General features: G+C 65.6%; 15 protein-coding genes. 7 read left to right on the forward strand and 8 right to left on the reverse strand.

The window, feature by feature from the left end; translation table 11 throughout:
* The first annotated feature begins 10 nt into the window (after nt 1-10).
* The gene (locus AC25Y4_RS02865) at nt 11-532 is read left to right on the forward strand and encodes an acyl-CoA thioesterase (RefSeq protein WP_488118858.1); all 522 of its coding nucleotides are present in this window, start codon (nt 11-13) and stop codon (nt 530-532) included.
* Nucleotides 533-593: 61 nt separating this feature from the next.
* On the opposite strand, the gene AC25Y4_RS02870 is transcribed toward AC25Y4_RS02865, so the two are convergent.
* Together AC25Y4_RS02870 and AC25Y4_RS02875 are read right to left on the reverse strand one after the other, a co-directional pair.
* Nucleotides 594-1,100 (reverse strand): QcrA and Rieske domain-containing protein, encoded by a 507-nt coding sequence (locus tag AC25Y4_RS02870; RefSeq protein WP_488118859.1) that lies wholly within the window; start codon nt 1,098-1,100, stop codon nt 594-596.
* Nucleotides 1,097-1,978 (reverse strand): acyl-CoA thioesterase, encoded by an 882-nt coding sequence (locus tag AC25Y4_RS02875; protein ID WP_488118860.1) that lies wholly within the window; start codon nt 1,976-1,978, stop codon nt 1,097-1,099. The genes AC25Y4_RS02870 and AC25Y4_RS02875 overlap by 4 nt, the downstream gene beginning before the upstream one ends.
* Nucleotides 1,979-2,047: 69 nt before the next feature.
* Between AC25Y4_RS02875 and AC25Y4_RS02880 the strand changes: the two genes are divergently transcribed.
* Nucleotides 2,048-2,728, forward strand: coding sequence for a DUF8185 domain-containing protein (locus AC25Y4_RS02880; RefSeq protein ID WP_488118861.1), 681 nt, complete (start codon nt 2,048-2,050; stop codon nt 2,726-2,728).
* Between the two features lie 67 nt (nt 2,729-2,795).
* On the opposite strand, the gene AC25Y4_RS02885 is transcribed toward AC25Y4_RS02880, so the two are convergent.
* From AC25Y4_RS02885 to pepN, 4 genes are all read right to left on the reverse strand, one after another.
* Nucleotides 2,796-4,457: an FAD-binding dehydrogenase gene (locus tag AC25Y4_RS02885; protein ID WP_488118862.1), complete on the reverse strand. Its 1,662-nt coding sequence runs from the start codon at nt 4,455-4,457 to the stop codon at nt 2,796-2,798.
* 74 nt (nt 4,458-4,531) lie between these two features.
* Nucleotides 4,532-4,963, reverse strand: a complete 432-nt coding sequence (locus AC25Y4_RS02890; protein WP_488118863.1) for a globin — start codon at nt 4,961-4,963, stop codon at nt 4,532-4,534.
* Nucleotides 4,956-6,278, reverse strand: coding sequence for a mechanosensitive ion channel family protein (locus AC25Y4_RS02895; protein WP_488118864.1), 1,323 nt, complete (start codon nt 6,276-6,278; stop codon nt 4,956-4,958). The genes AC25Y4_RS02890 and AC25Y4_RS02895 overlap by 8 nt, the downstream gene beginning before the upstream one ends.
* A 350-nt stretch (nt 6,279-6,628) precedes the next feature.
* On the reverse strand, nt 6,629-9,190 hold the full coding sequence (gene pepN / locus AC25Y4_RS02900; protein ID WP_488118865.1) for an aminopeptidase N: 2,562 nt from the start codon (nt 9,188-9,190) through the stop codon (nt 6,629-6,631).
* A 237-nt stretch (nt 9,191-9,427) separates the two neighbouring features.
* Here pepN and AC25Y4_RS02905 point away from each other — a divergent pair, with 237 nt between their 5' ends.
* Nucleotides 9,428-10,414: a DUF2332 domain-containing protein gene (locus AC25Y4_RS02905; protein WP_488118866.1), complete on the forward strand. Its 987-nt coding sequence runs from the start codon at nt 9,428-9,430 to the stop codon at nt 10,412-10,414.
* 29 nt (nt 10,415-10,443) lie between these two features.
* On the opposite strand, the gene AC25Y4_RS02910 is transcribed toward AC25Y4_RS02905, so the two are convergent.
* Complete coding sequence (locus AC25Y4_RS02910) at nt 10,444-10,665, reverse strand: hypothetical protein (RefSeq protein WP_488118867.1); 222 nt, start codon at nt 10,663-10,665, stop codon at nt 10,444-10,446.
* 119 nt (nt 10,666-10,784) lie between these two features.
* A complete protein-coding gene (locus tag AC25Y4_RS02915; RefSeq protein WP_488118868.1) occupies nt 10,785-12,275 on the reverse strand; it encodes an SDR family NAD(P)-dependent oxidoreductase in 1,491 nt (496 codons plus the stop codon).
* Nucleotides 12,276-12,345: 70 nt separating this feature from the next.
* Here AC25Y4_RS02915 and AC25Y4_RS02920 point away from each other — a divergent pair, with 70 nt between their 5' ends.
* The 4 genes from AC25Y4_RS02920 to AC25Y4_RS02935 all read left to right on the forward strand — a co-directional run bounded on the left by AC25Y4_RS02920 (nt 12,346) and on the right by AC25Y4_RS02935 (nt 16,098).
* Nucleotides 12,346-12,948 carry a mycothiol-dependent nitroreductase Rv2466c family protein gene (locus AC25Y4_RS02920; RefSeq protein ID WP_488118869.1) on the forward strand — a complete coding sequence of 201 codons (603 nt, stop codon included), beginning with the start codon at nt 12,346-12,348 and terminating at the stop codon, nt 12,946-12,948.
* A 122-nt stretch (nt 12,949-13,070) separates the two neighbouring features.
* Nucleotides 13,071-13,559, forward strand: coding sequence for a ribose-5-phosphate isomerase (locus AC25Y4_RS02925; protein WP_488118870.1), 489 nt, complete (start codon nt 13,071-13,073; stop codon nt 13,557-13,559).
* Nucleotides 13,560-13,561: 2 nt separating this feature from the next.
* Nucleotides 13,562-14,599, forward strand: coding sequence for an Fpg/Nei family DNA glycosylase (locus AC25Y4_RS02930; RefSeq protein ID WP_488118871.1), 1,038 nt, complete (start codon nt 13,562-13,564; stop codon nt 14,597-14,599).
* A complete protein-coding gene (locus AC25Y4_RS02935; protein WP_488118872.1) occupies nt 14,578-16,098 on the forward strand; it encodes an amidohydrolase in 1,521 nt (506 codons plus the stop codon). The genes AC25Y4_RS02930 and AC25Y4_RS02935 overlap by 22 nt, the downstream gene beginning before the upstream one ends.
* Nucleotides 16,099-16,197: the final 99 nt, after the last annotated feature.

Raw genomic sequence — 16,197 nt, forward strand, 5'->3', positions numbered from 1 at the left:
CAGCCTGCCGATGAAACTGCACGTGCCCATTCGGCTTCGCTGGTCTGACCTCGATGCCTATGGGCACGTCAACAATGCTGAGATGCTGCGCCTCCTCGAGGAGGCGCGCATCCAGGCATTCTGGTTGACGGACGAAGAGAACGGTTCTGTTTTCTTCGACACCGGTGACCGCCCAGGAATCGCTGAGAGAACGGCCGTCGGCGCCAGCACTGCTGTGCTCGACGGCCGTCCGGGCGCCGATACGCTCACGCTGATCGCACGCCAGGAGATCGAGTACCTGGCGCCGGTGCCCTATCTTCGGCAGCCGATCGACATCCGGTTGTGGCTCGGCAAGCTGGGCGGTGCCAGCCTCGATGTTTGCTACGAGGTCTGGTCGCCGGTTGGTGTTGAACCTGCCGTGAAATACGCCAGGGCAAACACCACGATCGTGCTGGTCGATGCCGCCAGTGCGCGTCCGCGCAGGATCAGCGAGACGGAACGGGCGGCTTGGACGCCGTACCTTGACGAACCGATCGAGTTCAAGCGGCACTAGTAGGGCTGCGCTTGCGCCTGCATTCGTGGTCGATACTCGCCGACATCGCAAGCGACACCGATCAGCCGGCGACGACGTCCTCACCGTTGACGCTGACAGGCACGGCCGGCAGCGGAGACGTGGCAGGGCCGTTGATGACTTCTCCGGTCATCGCATTGAAGCGCGAACCGTGGCACGGGCAGTCGAGCCCCTTCGCGGCGGGCGCCACCTTGCAGCCCAGATGCGTGCAGATGGCGCTGAAGGCAACGACGGTGCCCGCGGTGGGCTGCGAGATGATGATGGGTTCCCGGTCGAGCTCTGCAGCAACGGAACCCCCAACCGGAATGTCGGAGAGTTTCGCGATGGCGGCGCCGGAAGGCTCGCCCGTTGCGCTGTCTGAGGCGCTGGGCGGTGTCGTGGCTGTGGCGGTTTCCGAGCCAGCGTTACTACCGGCACCGCTGCCAGTACCTGACCCGGGGCTCGTCCCTGGACTCGGCTCAGGGCTCGCGCAGGCGGCCAGAGCAATGGCCGCCCCGACGCCGGTGCCGAGCAGGACGGTGCGTCGATGAATCTGTGTCGCGTCGGTCATGGCTTCTCCTGATTGGTCGGCACCCTGATCATGCCCTCCTGGGCGACCGAGGCGAGCAGAACGCCATCCTTGCTGTAGATGCGTCCCGTCGCAAGACCGCGGCCACCCTGGGCCGACGGCGAATCCTGCACGTAGAGCATCCACTCATCAACCCGGCCGAACCTGTGCCACCACATGGCGTGGTCGAGACTCGCGACCTTGAGGCCGCGCGCGGCCCACGGCACACCGTGGCGGCGCATGATCGGCTCCATGATCGAGTAATCGCTCGCATAGGCGAGGGCAGCACGGTGCAGGTCGGGGTCGTCCGGCATGGGGCCGATGGTCTTCATCCACACGGCCTGGCGAGCAGTGCGCTCACCATCGACAGCCAGGTAGATCGGCGACGGCACGTGACGGATGTCGAAGGGACGTTCCGTTGCCCAATACCGGGCGATGGAGTGGTCCACCTGCGACAGGGTCTCTGCGGCGGTCGGCAGGGATTCTGGATCGGGAAGGTCTGCGGGCATCTCGATCTGGTGCTCGAGGCCTTCGTCGTCATCCTGGAATGACGCGATCATCGACAGGATCGGCACACCGTTTTGGTACGCCTGGGTGCGACGAGTGGCGAACGAACGACCGTCGTGAATGCGATCCACCGAAAATGTGATCGGGTGGTTGACGTCGCCAGGACGCAGGAAATAGCCGTGCATGGAGTGAACGTGCCGGTCGTCTGGCACCGTTCGCATGGCTGCGATGAGCGACTGGGCGAGCACCTGGCCGCCGAAAACGCGCCCCAGAGGCATCCACTGGGAGGGCCCGGTGAAGATATCCTCGCTGGTTCGGGCGCCGGTATCCGTGAGGTCAAGGGCGGCAAGCAGGGCGTCGAGCGGTTCGTGCATGGTGTCTCCTCAGGCGTGCGCAGTCGACGCTGCGCGAACGCCAACTTTACCTTGGTAGTTTAGAACCAGATGAGCCAGTCATTTTCTCTTACAGATTCCCTCTCCCTCCGTGACCTTCAGGTATACCTGTCGCGTGCCAGCCGAGTCGAGGACGGTTCGGTGCGCCTGATTTCGGCCGCCGGCGTGCTCGCCGTCTACACGGCGATCCTGTATCCGCGCGGCCTGCTCGACACGAGCCCCACCGTTCTCGGCCTGCGCACCTTCGCGCTGAGCGAGCCGGTTGACCTCGACGTCGTTGTACCGGTGCGGTCCCTGCTCGACAGGGTCGCCCGTCTGCAGACCATCGACGGCGAGGAATCGAACGAGCCTGTCACCATCTCCGTTCCCCTGCAGGTGAACACGGTGACCTGGGCCGGCATCTCGCCGCCCAGGGGCGGCTGGAAGCCACTCGGCCAAGCGGATGCCGCGACGCTCGAAGCCGCAGCACGCGCTGGAATCGACGAGGTCGCCAACGCGATCCCCGCCGGAACGGGCGAGCAGCTCGTGCAGCGGGTGCGCTCAGACGTGTGGAGCCGGCCCATCGACACGCTCGACCACGTTCCGGCCGGCGCAGGGTTTGCCGCATTCAGCCTGGGATTCCTGGCGGACGACGACCCCGTTCAACTTTTCGACACCGGTACCTGGACCAGGCTCAGCACGAGTCGCGGCCACATCCTGGTGAAGCGTAAGGCGTGGTCGCTGAACTCCTAGCGTGCCGTGGTGCTGACGCGCTCAGGCGCGTCAGCACGCACGCCGCTCGCGTGCACCGCCGCTTTGCCTACACCGCCGCGGCGACGGCTCGACCTGCCGTGCGGCCCGAGAACAGGCATCCGCCGAGGAATGTGCCCTCCAGCGACCGGTAGCCGTGGACACCGCCGCCGCCGAAGCCGCTCGCTTCTCCCGCCGCGTAGAGACCGGGAACCGGACGGCCGTCAGCGCCGAGTGCGCGCGCTGACAGGTCGGTCTGAATGCCGCCGAGGCTCTTCCGGGTGAGGATGTGCAGCTTGACGGCGATGAGCGGACCGGCCTTCGGATCGAGCAATTTGTGCGGGGTCGCCACACGAATGAGCTTGTCGCCGCGATAGTGCCTGGCCTGCCTGATCGCATTGATCTGGGCATCCTTGCAGAAGTCGTTGTCGAGCTCACGATCACGCCCGCGAATCTCCTGTTCGACCCGTGCGGCATCGATTACGACGTCGGGGGAGAGACGCTGCATGCCAGCCAGGAGCTCTGGGAGGGTGTCGGCCACCACGAAGTCCGCACCGTTGCGCTTGAAGGCTTCTACCGGCCCTGGAGCGCCAGGGGTGACCCGTTTGGCGAGCAGCTTCAGGTCCTTGCCGGTCAGATCGGGGTTCTGCTCGCTGCCCGAGAGCGCGAACTCCTTCTCGATGATCTTCTGCGTCAGCACGAACCAGCTGTAATCGTGCCCGGTCTGCTGGATGTGCTCAAGCGTGCCGAGGGTGTCGAACCCTGGAAAGAGCGGCACCGGCAGTCGCTTACCGGTCGCATCCAGCCACAGCGACGACGGGCCGGGCAAGATACGGATACCGTGTGCGGCCCACACCGGATCCCAGTTCGTGATGCCCTCCGTGTAGTGCCACATCCGGTCGCCGTTGATGAGGCGAGCGCCCGCTCCCTCCGCTATGCCGAGCATGCGGCCGTCGACATGGGCTGGAACGCCGGAGAGCATGGTTTTCGGGGGAGTGCCCAGCCGTTCCGGCCACTGCTTCCGCACGAGATCGTGGTTGCCGCCGATACCGCCACTGGTGACGATCGTGGCCGCCGCGCGGAGCTCGAAGTCGGCGATGACATCGCGGGAACTCGCGGCTCCCCGCACCGCAGTGCTCGGCGCGAGGACGCTGCCGCGCACACCCACAACGGTGCCGTCGTCGACGAGGAGTCCATCGACGCGGTGGCGGTGCCGGATGGTGACGAGCCCGGCCGTGACGCCGTCGCGCACCTCGGCGATGAACGGTGCAAGGACGCCGGGACCGGTGCCCCAGGTGATGTGGAAGCGCGGGACTGAATTGCCGTGCTCGAGGGCAGAGTAGCCGCCCCGCTCGGCCCAGCCGACGACCGGAAAGAACCGGACGCCTTTCTCGTGCAGCCAGGCGCGCTTCTCTCCGGCGGCGAAGTTGAGGTAGGCCTCCGCCCAGCGCTTGGGCCATGCATCCTCTTCGCGATCGAAGCCGGCGCTGGCGAACCAGTCCTGGGTGGCCAGTGCCAGCGAGTCGCGAACATTCATGCGGCGCTGCTCTGGTGAATCGATCAGGAAGAGCCCGCCGAACGACCACCAGGCCTGACCGCCGAGTGAGGCTGCCGGTTCCTGTTCCACCACGATCACGCGTTTGCCGGCTCGAATGAGTTCGGCTGTCGCGACAAGGCCGGCCAGGCCTGCGCCAACGACGATGACATCTGCTTCGGTTACGGGTGTACTCAATGCGACTCCTTTGTCGGCAATGGTTGGTGCGTGCGGTGGTGGGCGGTGCGGTGGTGCGGCGCCCTTGCGGTGCTCTAGCTCTCGAACGAATTCAACATGGCGTGTGCAGCCCTGTCGAGATAATCCCACAAGACTTCACGTTGCAGTGGAGGGAGGTCCATCGTGTCGAGAGCGTTCTTCATGTGTCCGAGCCAGCGGTCGCGGGCATCGGGGTTCACCGTGAACGGTTGGTGACGCATCCGCAGCCTGGGGTGCCCGCGCTGTTCGCTGTACGTGCCTGGGCCGCCCCAGTACTGTTCGAGGAACATCGTGAAGCGCTCAGCCGCCGGACCGAGGTCGTCTTCCGGATACATCGGCTTCAGGACGGGATCGCCGGCGACACCCTCGTAGAAGCGAGCGACGAGCTGTTCGAAGAACGCTCGACCGCCTACCTGCTCGTAGAAGCTCGGCGTGACGGCCGCGCCGTTCTCACCGTCTCGAAGGTGAACTCCGGATTTCTCACTCATCGCTGGCCTTCGTGTTTCGTGGGGTGGATTCGGCATCGCTCGGCGTCGCCGTGGTGCGTGGCGGGTTCGTCGGAGATGCTGTCGTGGGTGACGCCGTTGTCTGACGCGATGAGGGTGCCGCGCCGGAGTTCTTGATCGTGGTGATGCTGCGGGCATCCTTCGGAGGCGTGGTGGCAGCTTTGGCAGGCGTGGCAGGCGTGGCAGGCGTGGCAGGGGCCGCGCGCGTGGCGGGGGCGGCAGCCTGGCCAGGCGTGGCGGCCTTGCGGGGCGTTACAGGGGCAGCGGATACCGCAGCGGCCTTCGCGGCTCGCGAGTTCGCGCGCGCCTTCTTGCCGGTGGCGACAGGCTCTTCGGCGACGGGAATCGGGCGGGTGCGCGGCGGCTTGGCGCCCATGACGCTGCCGGCATTGTCGAAGCCGCTGAGCACGACGGTATTGAGCGACGGCAGCTGGATGCCCAGCTCGTCCAACCCCTTCTTGAGCCGGAGGCGCAGTTCGCGGCTCACGTCGTCCTTGGCAGACGTGCGGGTCTTGACGACGAGACGGATGACCAGCGCCTCAGCCGAGATTGATTCCAGGCCCCAGACCTCCGGGCGTTCGAGGATGCGGGAGCGCCACTTGGAGCTGGATGCCATCTCAAGGGCGATGCGCGAGATCGCGTCCTGCACCTCGTCGACATCGGAGTCGTACGGCACGGCGAGGTCGATGATGACGCGAGCCCATCCCTGCGACATGTTGCCGACGCGGAGGATCTCACCGTTCCGAACGAACCAGAGCGTGCCATTCACATCGCGCACCTGCGTGATGCGGATACCCACGGATTCGACGACACCGGTTGCGGGTCCGAGGTCGACGACGTCACCGACACCGACCTGGTCCTCCATCACCATGAACAGCCCGTTCAGGACGTCTTTGACGATGTTCTGGGCGCCGAAACCGAGACCGGCACCGATTGCGGCCGTGAGGAGCGCCAGTGAACCCAGGATGCTCGGGTCGATTGTGTTGACGATCAGAATAAGCGTGACGACCAGCAGGATGACGTTGACGATGTTGCTGAGCACCGTGCCGAGCGTGCGTGTGCGCTGCACCAGGCGGACTGCGGCCAGTGGGGAGACCAACAGCGATTGGGTGTCCTGGACGTTCTGCTTCTTCTTGGCGCCGGACACGATCTGTTTGACGACGCGGTCGATCGCCAGGTGCAGTATCCACCGCAGGGCAAAGGCGATGACCACGATGATGACGATGCTGACGAGGGGGCCGAGAACGGGTGTGTCGAAGAAGGCGTCGACAGATTTCCAGAATGAGGTCCAGTCCATAACTCCGCCAGTCTACTGAGCGTGGTTTGTGCGAAGGCTGAACTGATCAGACCTCAGCACTTCGGGCGTGAGGTCGGAGCGTGAGGTCGGCTGAGTGGCAGGGCAGCGCATCCGCTCGCCGAGAATCGCCGTTACGGCCGAGAATCGCCGTTGTAACGGCGACTCTCGGCACAAACGGCGACACTCGACGGATGCCGTGAGCAGCGCGGTGCCGGATCCTGGCGGGCAGAGAACACAGGTGAAACCAGACAGGCCAGCCGCCGGACGGGGTCCGAGGGCTGGCCTGTGTGTGGTTTCGAGACGGCCCTAGCGGGCCTCCTCAACCACCGGGGTGGGGGTGGTGTTACGTGCTACTTCGCGTCGCGCTCCTGTGCGGCCAGTGCGCGCTCGACGCCGGCCAGGTTCTCCACGATCAGGCGGCGGAGTGCTGCGGGCTCAGCAGCGTTCGCGTCGAGCCAGGTGCGCGTCGCGTCGACGAGCTCCTGGTTCACCAGCGGCGACGGGTAGAGGCCGTCGATGAGCTTCTCAGCGATCGAGTAGCTGCGGTTCTCCCAGACGGTCTGCACCATTGCGAAGTACTTCTCCACGTACGGGGAGAGCAACGCGGTGTCATTCGCGCGCAGGAAGCCTGCTGCGGTGACACGCACGATGGTGTTCGGCGCGGTGTCGACATCGATGAGCGACGACCAGGCGGCGAGCTTGCCCTCCGCGGTGGGAATCGCGGCACGAGCCTGCGCCGCCGCCTGCGCACCGGTTGCGGTGTTGTCCGCCGCCAGTGCAGCATCGATCTCAGCGGCCCCTGCAACGCCACCGGCGACGAGGGCGATGAGAAGCTCCCAGGCCAGGTCGGTGTCGATCTCGAGTCCATCGAGCTTCTCTGCACCACTCAGCAGGGCTGACACGGCGGCCAGCTGCGAAGGGGTTGAGGCAACGGATGCGAAGAACTTGACGAACTGGAACTGCGCGTCGCTGCCGGCCTCTGCGCCGCGTGCCAGCGCGAGAAGCGCATCGCCGACCTCGGTCACGGTCGCGTCGCGGTGCTCAGGCGTCACGTAGCTCGTCGCGGTCAGGATCAGCTGGCCGAGCACGGTGCGCAGGGTCGTCGACTCTGATTCTGTGGCGATGTTGTTCAGCACCAGGCGAACGAAGTCGCGCGGGGCCGTCTCTGCATCGCGGGTCGAGTCCCAGACCGAACCCCACACGAGCGAGCGCGCGAGCGGGCTCTCGATAGCGGCAAGGTTCTCGATGGCAACGTACAGCGACGTCTCGTCGAGACGGATCTTGGCGTATGCCAGGTCGTCGTCGTTGAGGAGTACGAGTGCCGGACGAGCGAGACCGAGGAGCTCCGCGACATTCGTTCGCTCGCCGTCGACGTCAAGCTCGACGCGGTTGGTGCGAACGAGCTTGCCGTCGAGCAGCTCGTACAGGCCGATGGCCAGACGGTGCGGGCGGATTGTCGGGTAGTCGGCAGCTGCGGTCTGCAGTACGGAGAAACCGGTGATGATTCCGGCGTCGTCGATGGTGATCTCGGGGCGCAGCGTGTTGACGCCGGCCGTCTCGAGCCACAGCTTGGTCCATTCAGACAGGTCGCGTCCGCTGGCAGCCTCGAGCTCGACCATCAGGTCGGAAAGCTCGGTGTTGCCCCAGGCGTGCTTCTTGAAGTACGCGCCTACACCGGCGAAGAATGCGTCGATGCCGACCCAGGCGACGAGCTGCTTGAGGACGGAGCCACCCTTGGCGTACGTGATGCCGTCGAAGTTGACGAGAACGTCTTCCAGGTCGTTGATCGTGGCAACGATGGGGTGGGTTGAGGGCAGCTGGTCCTGCTTGTATGCCCAGCTCTTCTCCATGGAGGCGAAGGTGGTCCAGGCTTCGGTCCACTCGGTGGCCTCAGCCGTCGCGATGGTCGATGCCCATTCGGCAAAAGACTCGTTCAGCCACAGGTCGTTCCACCACTTCATGGTGACGAGGTCGCCGAACCACATGTGTGCCAGCTCGTGCAGGATCGTGACGACGCGGCGTTCCTTGATGGCATCCGTCACCTTGGAGCGGAAGACGTAGGTCTCCGTGAACGTCACGGCTCCGGCGTTCTCCATGGCTCCGGCGTTGAACTCCGGTACGAACAGCTGGTCGTACTTGTCGAACGGGTACGCGAAGTCGAACTTCTCCTCGAAGTACGCGAAGCCCTGGCGGGTCTTCTCGAAGATGTAGTCGGCGTCGAGGAACTCAGACAGGCTCTTGCGGCTGAAGACACCGAGCGGGATGGTGCGGCCATCGCGTGAGGTGAGCTCACTGCGAACCACGGCGTACGGGCCGGCGACGAGCGCGGTGATGTAGCTGGACATGGTGTGCGTTGGAGCGAACACCCAGGTCTTGCGAGCTGCGCCGTCGGCCGTTGGGGTTGCGTCGGTGGGCACGGGGGTCGGCGAGTTGGACACGACCTCCCACTCGGCAGGTGCAGTCACGGTGAACGCGAAGGTGGCCTTGAGGTCAGGCTGCTCGAAGACCGCGAACATGCGACGCGAGTCTGGCACCTCGAACTGGCTGTAGAGGTAGACCTCCTGGTCGACGGGGTCGACGAAGCGGTGCAGTCCCTCACCGGTGTTCGTGTACAGCGCGTCGGCGACGACGGTGAGCATGTTCTCAGCGGCGAGGTCGTTCAGCTGAATACGGATGCCATCGCTCACGACGGCGGGGTCGAGGGCAATTCCGTTCAGGGTGACTGAGTGCACAGTCTTGGTGATGGCGTCGATGAAGGTCGATGCGCCGGGGGTGGCGGTGAATGTCACCGTGGTGGTGCTGGCGAACGACTCAGGCCCGGTGGTCAGGTCAAGGGTTACGTCATAATTCTGGACGGCGACGAGCGCGGCACGCTCTTGGGCTTCGACCCTGGTCAGGTTTTCTCCGGGCAACGATTTCTCCAATTCGATCAACGACTCACCAGCGCTCGTGGCGTCAGTGCACGAGTGTCAAGCCTAGCCATGATCGACGGCGTAGAACGGGTGCTCAGTGATACCGGTTGTTCGCTCTCCGCGCTCTGCACTCTGACGCGCCTGTGCACTGATGATCCGCATGGCGGAGCGCAGCGCAGCACGCAGCCCCGCAGGGTTACTCTGCTGGCAGGGAGGGTGCTCCGGATGAAGGTCAGCATGGATCCACGCGTCGCGACAGCAGAGCGGTATCGCGTCTTCGCGGAGGTGGAGGCTCGCGGGATGAGCGAGTGTTACGAAGCCTGGGCGCGTGGAGTCGCGTCAGACCCGGCAACACTCGAATTGATCAATCGGTTGCCCGCCGCCAAACGCCAGCCCAACCTCGTTTTCAGTGCCGCCCGCCTGCATGGCGCTGAAGCCGGCGGGTACGCGGACTTCGCAGCCTGGCTCGCCGAGCACTGGGATGCAGTCGAGGAGACATGCCTGTCCCATTCCACCCAGACCAATGAGGCAGGGCGGTGTGCCCCGCTGCTGCCAGCGCTCGCCGGGCTCCCCGGGCCGCTTGCGCTGATCGAGGTGGGGGCATCCGCTGGTCTCTGCCTCTACCCCGACCGATACAGCTACCGCTATCGGGATGCCAGAGGCGGGGTGCGCACGATCGATCCCGCAGACGGTCCCAGCCCCGTGCTGCTGGAGTGCGAGGTCAGCGGCCCTGTTCCCCTCCCAGACCGACTGCCGGAGGTGGTGTGGCGTGCCGGAATCGACCTCAACCCGCTCGATGTGCACAGTGAAGCGGATGTCGCCTGGCTGAACGCCCTCATCTGGCCTGAGCACGAGGACCGTCGGGTGAGGCTGGCGGCTGCAGTGCAGGTGGCCAGGCGAGAGCCGGTGCAGATCGTGCGGGGCGACCTGAACCAGTTGATCGAGGAATGTGTGGGGCAGGCACCCAGCGGCGCCACCGTCGTGGTCTTCCACACTGTGGTGCTTGCCTACCTCGATGATGCTGCCAGGGCGCGATTTGCCGCGACGATGGCGCGGCTCCCGGTGACCTGGCTGGCCAACGAGGGGCGGAAGGTCGTGCCGGGCGTCGTGGAGCAGCTGCGTGAACTGCCAACGGTGACGAGCGACTTCGTGCTGTCGCAGGATGGCACGCCCGTGGCCTTCACGCAGCCGCATGGTCGGACGGTGCGCTGGTTGCTGAGCTAGTGGGTGCTCAGCAATAGACGGGACGCTCGCTAGTCGACGAACTCGGTCTGGGTCGAGATGAAGTGCTGGTCCTCTGGTGTCAGCACGATGGTGTCGTCATCGATGGCGTCCACATCACACAGCGTGGTGATCTCCGTGACGATCCGCACCGGAACAGGCTCATCGAGATGGGCGACCAGCCATTGCTTGGCCGGGATATCGAGGTGCGGCCACCACCGTTCGACGGAGGGAAGGGCAGATGGGTTGGGCATGACGACTCCTTGGCTGAGGCCTCTGGTGTGCAATCTCAACGATACGCGCCCCGCCCGATGAAGGGCAGGGGTAGCGGGCAGGGGCAGCGGGCAAGGCCAGCGTGCAGGGTCGCGCGGCGCTACCAGGTGCCTGGCTTGTAGTCCTTGAGGAAGACGCCTGAGAGGTCTTCGCCCGCTTCGCCGCGCACGATCGGGTCGTACACGCGGGCCGCGCCATCGACGAGGTCGAGGGGGGCGTGGAAGCCCTCTTCGGCCAGGCGCACCTTGGTGGGGTGGGGGCGCTCGTCGGTGATCCAGCCGGTGTCAACGCTGGTCATGAGGATGCCGTCAGACAGCATCTCCTTCGCGCTCGTGCGGGTGAGCATGTTGACGGCGGCCTTGGCCATGTTCGTGTGCGGGTGCCCTGGTCCCTTGTAGCCGCGACCGAAAACGCCTTCCATGGCCGACACGTTCACGATATAGGTGCGGCGCGCACTGGACGACGCCATCGAGGCACGGAGGCGGCTCACGAGGAGGAACGGCGCTGTGGTGTTGCAGAGCTGCACCTCCAGCATCTCCAGCGGATCGACGTCTTCGACGTTGGCCGTCCAGCTGTTCTCCTTGTGCAGGTCTGGCACGAGGCCACCGGCGTCGATGGCTGTTCCGGCCGCGAGTCGCTCAAGCGACGAGGAGCCGGGCGCAAGGGCAAGGGCCGTGAGGTCGTCTGCCGTGAGTGCGCCGGTCCCCGAGATAGCCGCAGCGGCCAGGATCGGGTGGCTGGCCACCGATGCGGCAAGGGCAAGCGGATGCGCGTCGTTCGTGTGCCCGAAGCTCACGATCTCCGGCATCGGGCCGTCAGGCAGCGGAGAGGACTCAGCTTCGACGAGGGGCGAGTACGACCCAGCGGAGCGGCGAACCGTCTGCGCAGCGTTGTTGATCAGGATGTCGAGGGGCCCCTGGGCTGCGACATCGTCAGCGAGGCCGATGACCTGGGCGGGGTCGCGGAGGTCGATGCCGACCACGCGCAGGCGGTGCAGCCAGTCGGCTGAATCCGGCATGGCGGAAAAGCGGCGCACAGCGTCGCGGGGGAAGCGCGTGGTGATGGTGGTGTGTGCGCCATCGCGCAGGAGGCGAAGCGCAATGTACATGCCGATCTTCGCGCGACCGCCGGTGAGCAGGGCGCGCTTACCGGTGAGGTCGGTTCGGGCGTCGCGCTTTTCGTGGCTGAGGGTTGCGCAGCTGGGGCAGAGCTGGTGGTAGAAGGCGTCGACGAGCGTGTAGCGCTGCTTACAGATGTAGCAGGGGCGTGCGACGAGCAATTCGCCGGCTGTGGGGGCATCCGTTCCCCGAGTGAGCTGTGCGCCGCGGGTCTCGTCGTCGATACGAGTGGGGGCGCCTGTAGCCGTCGCGGCGATGACGTCGCGGTCGGCCTCTGCGATGGCGTGGCGCTTCTCTGCCCGGCGAACGACCTTTACCGACTTGAACATCTTGGCCGTGGCCTGTCGAACTGTTGTGTAGTCAGGGTCATCTGGGTCAATGGTGCTGAGCGAGGCCAGGACGCGGAGTGTGACCTCGAGATCATTCGGGTCAATGCGCGGCGCCGATTCAGGGGAGGAAAGCTCAGAGGTCATCAGAGAATTCTACGCTGAGCAGCCTGAAGGCCTGCCGAGATGGGACGCGCGGCGCATTTAGGGTGGGGGAATGACTGATTCTGTTGACTTCTGGTTTGACCCGTCGTGCCCCTGGGCCTGGATGACCTCCCGGTGGGTGGATGAGGTAGCACGCCAGCGTGACCTCGACGTCACCTGGCACGTGATGAGCCTGGCCGTGCTCAACGAGGACAAGGACGTGAGCGACGAATACAAGGCATTCTTCCCGCGCGCCCTGAAGTACACCCGCCTGGTGACTGCGGCCAACGAACTGCACGGCCAGGAAGTCGTCAAGCCGCTCTATGACGCACTGGGCACGCGCATTCACCCCGGTGGCAACCTGAACCCGGACGAGGTGATTCCCGCGGCGCTCGCCGAAGCAGGTTTGCCGGAGGGCCTGGCCGCCTATGCAGACAGCGACGAATTCGATGCTGAGATGCGGGCAAGCCACAACGACGGCATCAACCGCGTTGGCCAGGAGGTCGGCACCCCGGTTATCTCGGTCAACGGCGTGGCCTTCTTCGGCCCTGTCATCTCGCCGGCCCCGACCGGCGAAGAAGCCGTCAAACTGTGGGACGGCGTTGTGGCCGTCGCCAGCTACGACGGATTCTTCGAGATCAAGCGCACCAGAACCCGAGGACCTGTCTTCAACTAGGGATGCCAGGTCGCCCGTCAGTGACGACAGCTGACCGACGACAGCTGACCGACGACAGCTGACCAGTGGCATGTGCGGGGCCTCGAGCGCGGGGCCCTGCACATCCTCAATAGACTGTTTTCATGCGCATCCATATCGCCACCGACCACGCGGGGCTGGATTTCAGCCAGCACCTCATCTCTCACCTCACCGCAGGCGGTCACGACGTGATCGACCACGGACCGACGAGCTATGACGCGCTCGACGATTACCCGGCGTTCTGCATCAACGCGGCGCAGGCTGTCGTCAATGACCAGGCAGCGGGCATCCAGGCGCTCGGCGTCGTCTTCGGTGGCTCTGGCAATGGGGAGCAGATCGCGGCCAACAAGGTGACCGGTGTTCGCGCAGCCCTCGTCTGGAACCTGAGCACCGCGAAGCTGGCCCGCGAGCACAACGATGCCAACGTCATTTCGATCGGTGCGCGCCAGCACTCGATCGAGGAAGCCACAAGCTTCATCGACGCATTCATCGCAGAGCCGTTCTCCGGCGATGAGCGCCACGCCCGCCGCATCGCGCAGCTCGCCGAGTACGAACGCACCGGCGACATCGCCGGCAAAGGCATCGACCACTAGCCGTGCCTGAGGGACATTCCGTTCATCGAATCGCCCGGCAATTCGCCCGCAACTTTGTGGGCAAGCGGGTTTCGCTGTCGTCGCCGCAGGGCAGGTTCGCCGCGGGCGCGGCCGAACTTGACGGTCATGTCATGACCGATGCCAAGGCTGTCGGCAAGCAGATGTTCCTCGAATTCGACAACGGCCTCTGGCTGCGCGTGCATCTCGGCCTCTACGGGGCATGGGACTTCGCCGGTGAGATCCAGATGGATGCCACGATCGCCTCTGCGAACGGCCGAATGGGTCAGACGAACCAGCGCGGGACGGTGCTGGATGCGGCATCCGCTTCCCAGGGTGTTGCTGCTGGCGCTGGTGATACTCGCGCTGCCATTTTCGACGCGGACGGCGAGAACTCGCTGCACAGCATCGGGGCGCCCAGGCGCACCAGGGTGCGGATGTCTGAGCAGGAGAAGGAAACGGGCGAGATCGACACCTTCCCGCCTGAGCCGGTCGGCCAGGTGCGGGTGCGGCTGCTGACCGACACCGTGTGCGCAGACCTGCGCGGCCCGACAGCGTGCGAGGTGCTGCAGCCGGAAGAGGTTGAGGCCGTGTTGGCGCGGCTCGGACCCGATCCGCTGCTCGACTCCAGCAAGGCTGCCGAAGACAGGTTCACCGCCGTCGTGCGGAAGAAGGCCACATCGATCGGCTTGTTGCTGATGGACCAGTCTGTGGTCAGCGGCATCGGCAATGTGTACAGGGCAGAGATGCTCTACCGGGCCAGGGTCGATCCGCACACGCCCGGCAAGCTCGTGCCAGAAGAGATCGTCAGGGGACTGTGGCGCGATTGGGCGCACCTGCTCGAGATCGGCGTCACCACCGGCCAGATGATGACCATGGACCAGCTGTCGCCGGAGGACTACGTGAAGGCGATGGGCAGTCGCGCCGACCGACACTGGGTCTACAAGCGCGAGGGGCTGCCGTGTCGTGTCTGCGGCGTGCACATCACGCTGGAAGACATGGGCGCCAGAAAGCTCTACTGGTGCCCGAATTGCCAGCGGTAGCGGGAGGCGCCGTGAGCCTGATCCTGCGCGACGCCCGCCTGCCGGGTAGCGACGATGTCGTCGATATTGAGATTCTTAAGACAGCGGATGGCACGGCCACCGTTGGGCGCATGGGTTACATCGGCCGCGCCGAGGGCCGGGCTGCTGCAGACGAGCTCGACCTCGGTGGACGTTTCGTGGTGCCGGGGCTCTGGGACAACCACGTGCACTTCACGCAGTGGGCGCAGACGTCCAGGCGCCTTGACGTGTCGCACGCGGCATCCGCTCTCGGCGTTGCAGGGCTTGTTGCGCATCGCCTCAGCAGGTCGCTGCCGGGGGAGACCCTGGTCGGTTTCGGGTTCAGAGACGGGCTTTGGCCAGACGCGCCGTCGCGAGCGACGCTCGATGCGGCATCCGGCACGGTTCCCGTGGTGCTGGTCAGCGGTGACCTGCATTGCTGCTGGCTGAACTCGGCGGCGCTGGCCGTGCACGGCCACGGTGACCACCCGACGGGCCTGTTGCGCGAGGACGACGCGTTCGCGGTGCTGGTGGCCATCGGGATGGTCGACGACGATGTGATGGACGTCTGGGCTGCCGACGCCGCGCGACAGGCCGCCGCGCGCGGAGTCGTCGGCATCGTCGACCTGGAGATGGACTGGAATTTGGACGTCTGGATGCGTCGCATTGCCGCAGGGGCCACAGACCTCCGGGTTGACTTCGGTATCTACACACACGATCTCGATCGCGCGATCGGACTCGGCCTCCGCACCGACCAGATCGTTGACGGTACGCAAGGCCTGCTATCCGTCGGGCCGTACAAGGTCATCACCGACGGCTCGCTCAACACGCGCACGGCGTTCTGCTTCGCCGAGTATCCCGACCTTGCCGGCCAGCCGAACGCACACGGGCTGTTGACCGTGCCGCAAGGGGAACTGGTCGAGTGGATGCGGAAAGCGGATGCCGCCGGCCTCCGCCCCGCCGTGCATGCCATCGGCGATCACGCCAACAGCCTCGCACTCGATGCATTCGCCGAGGTCGGCTGCCGCGGCAGCATCGAACACGCCCAACTGCTCACCGATCGCGACATCGCCCGGTTCGCAGAGCTCGGCGTGGTGGCGAGCATGCAGCCGGAACACGCCATGGACGACCGCGATGTCGCCGAACGATTCTGGGCTGGGCGCACCGACCACGCATTCATGCTGGCCAGCCTGCGCGCAGCCGGTGTCGAGCTGGCCCTCGGATCCGATGCTCCCGTCGCGCCCCTCGACCCGTGGGTGAGTATGGCCGCAGCTGTCGGCCGCACCAGGGATGGCCGGGAGCCGTGGCACCTCGAACAGGCGATCTCACGCCAGGCGGCTCTGGCCGCCAGCGCGCGCGGCAGACACACGGTTGCCAGTGGTGATGTCGCAGACCTAACGGTGTGCGAGATCGACCCGTTCGTGGCATCCGTTGCAGACCTCAGGCGGATGCCGGTGGCCGCGACGATGCTGAACGGCCGGTTCACGCACCTCGCGCTGTAGCGACCGCACCTGGCTGCCCTCTCATGGCGCGCATCGCGTATTCGCGACAATCCCGCTGGTCGAGGAGCGAGCGCCAGCGAGTGTCTCGAGACCACCTCA

The organism is Leifsonia sp. Y878 (genome assembly GCF_057669685.1).

Excerpts from the sequence above, each read along its gene's own strand:
- AC25Y4_RS02875 (WP_488118860.1), bottom strand. The coding sequence starts at position 1,978 with ATGCACGAACCGCTCGACGCCCTGCTTGCCGCCCTTGACCTCACGGAT.
- AC25Y4_RS02915 (WP_488118868.1), bottom strand. The coding sequence starts at position 12,275 with ATGACCTCTGAGCTTTCCTCCCCTGAATCGGCGCCGCGCATTGACCCG.
- AC25Y4_RS02870 (WP_488118859.1), bottom strand. The coding sequence starts at position 1,100 with ATGACCGACGCGACACAGATTCATCGACGCACCGTCCTGCTCGGCACC.
- AC25Y4_RS02925 (WP_488118870.1), top strand. The coding sequence starts at position 13,071 with ATGCGCATCCATATCGCCACCGACCACGCGGGGCTGGATTTCAGCCAG.
- AC25Y4_RS02895 (WP_488118864.1), bottom strand. The coding sequence starts at position 6,278 with ATGGACTGGACCTCATTCTGGAAATCTGTCGACGCCTTCTTCGACACA.
- AC25Y4_RS02865 (WP_488118858.1), top strand. The coding sequence starts at position 11 with ATGAAACTGCACGTGCCCATTCGGCTTCGCTGGTCTGACCTCGATGCC.
- AC25Y4_RS02890 (WP_488118863.1), bottom strand. The coding sequence starts at position 4,963 with ATGAGTGAGAAATCCGGAGTTCACCTTCGAGACGGTGAGAACGGCGCG.
- AC25Y4_RS02910 (WP_488118867.1), bottom strand. The coding sequence starts at position 10,665 with ATGCCCAACCCATCTGCCCTTCCCTCCGTCGAACGGTGGTGGCCGCAC.
- AC25Y4_RS02905 (WP_488118866.1), top strand. The coding sequence starts at position 9,428 with ATGGATCCACGCGTCGCGACAGCAGAGCGGTATCGCGTCTTCGCGGAG.
- AC25Y4_RS02920 (WP_488118869.1), top strand. The coding sequence starts at position 12,346 with ATGACTGATTCTGTTGACTTCTGGTTTGACCCGTCGTGCCCCTGGGCC.
- AC25Y4_RS02880 (WP_488118861.1), top strand. The coding sequence starts at position 2,048 with ATGAGCCAGTCATTTTCTCTTACAGATTCCCTCTCCCTCCGTGACCTT.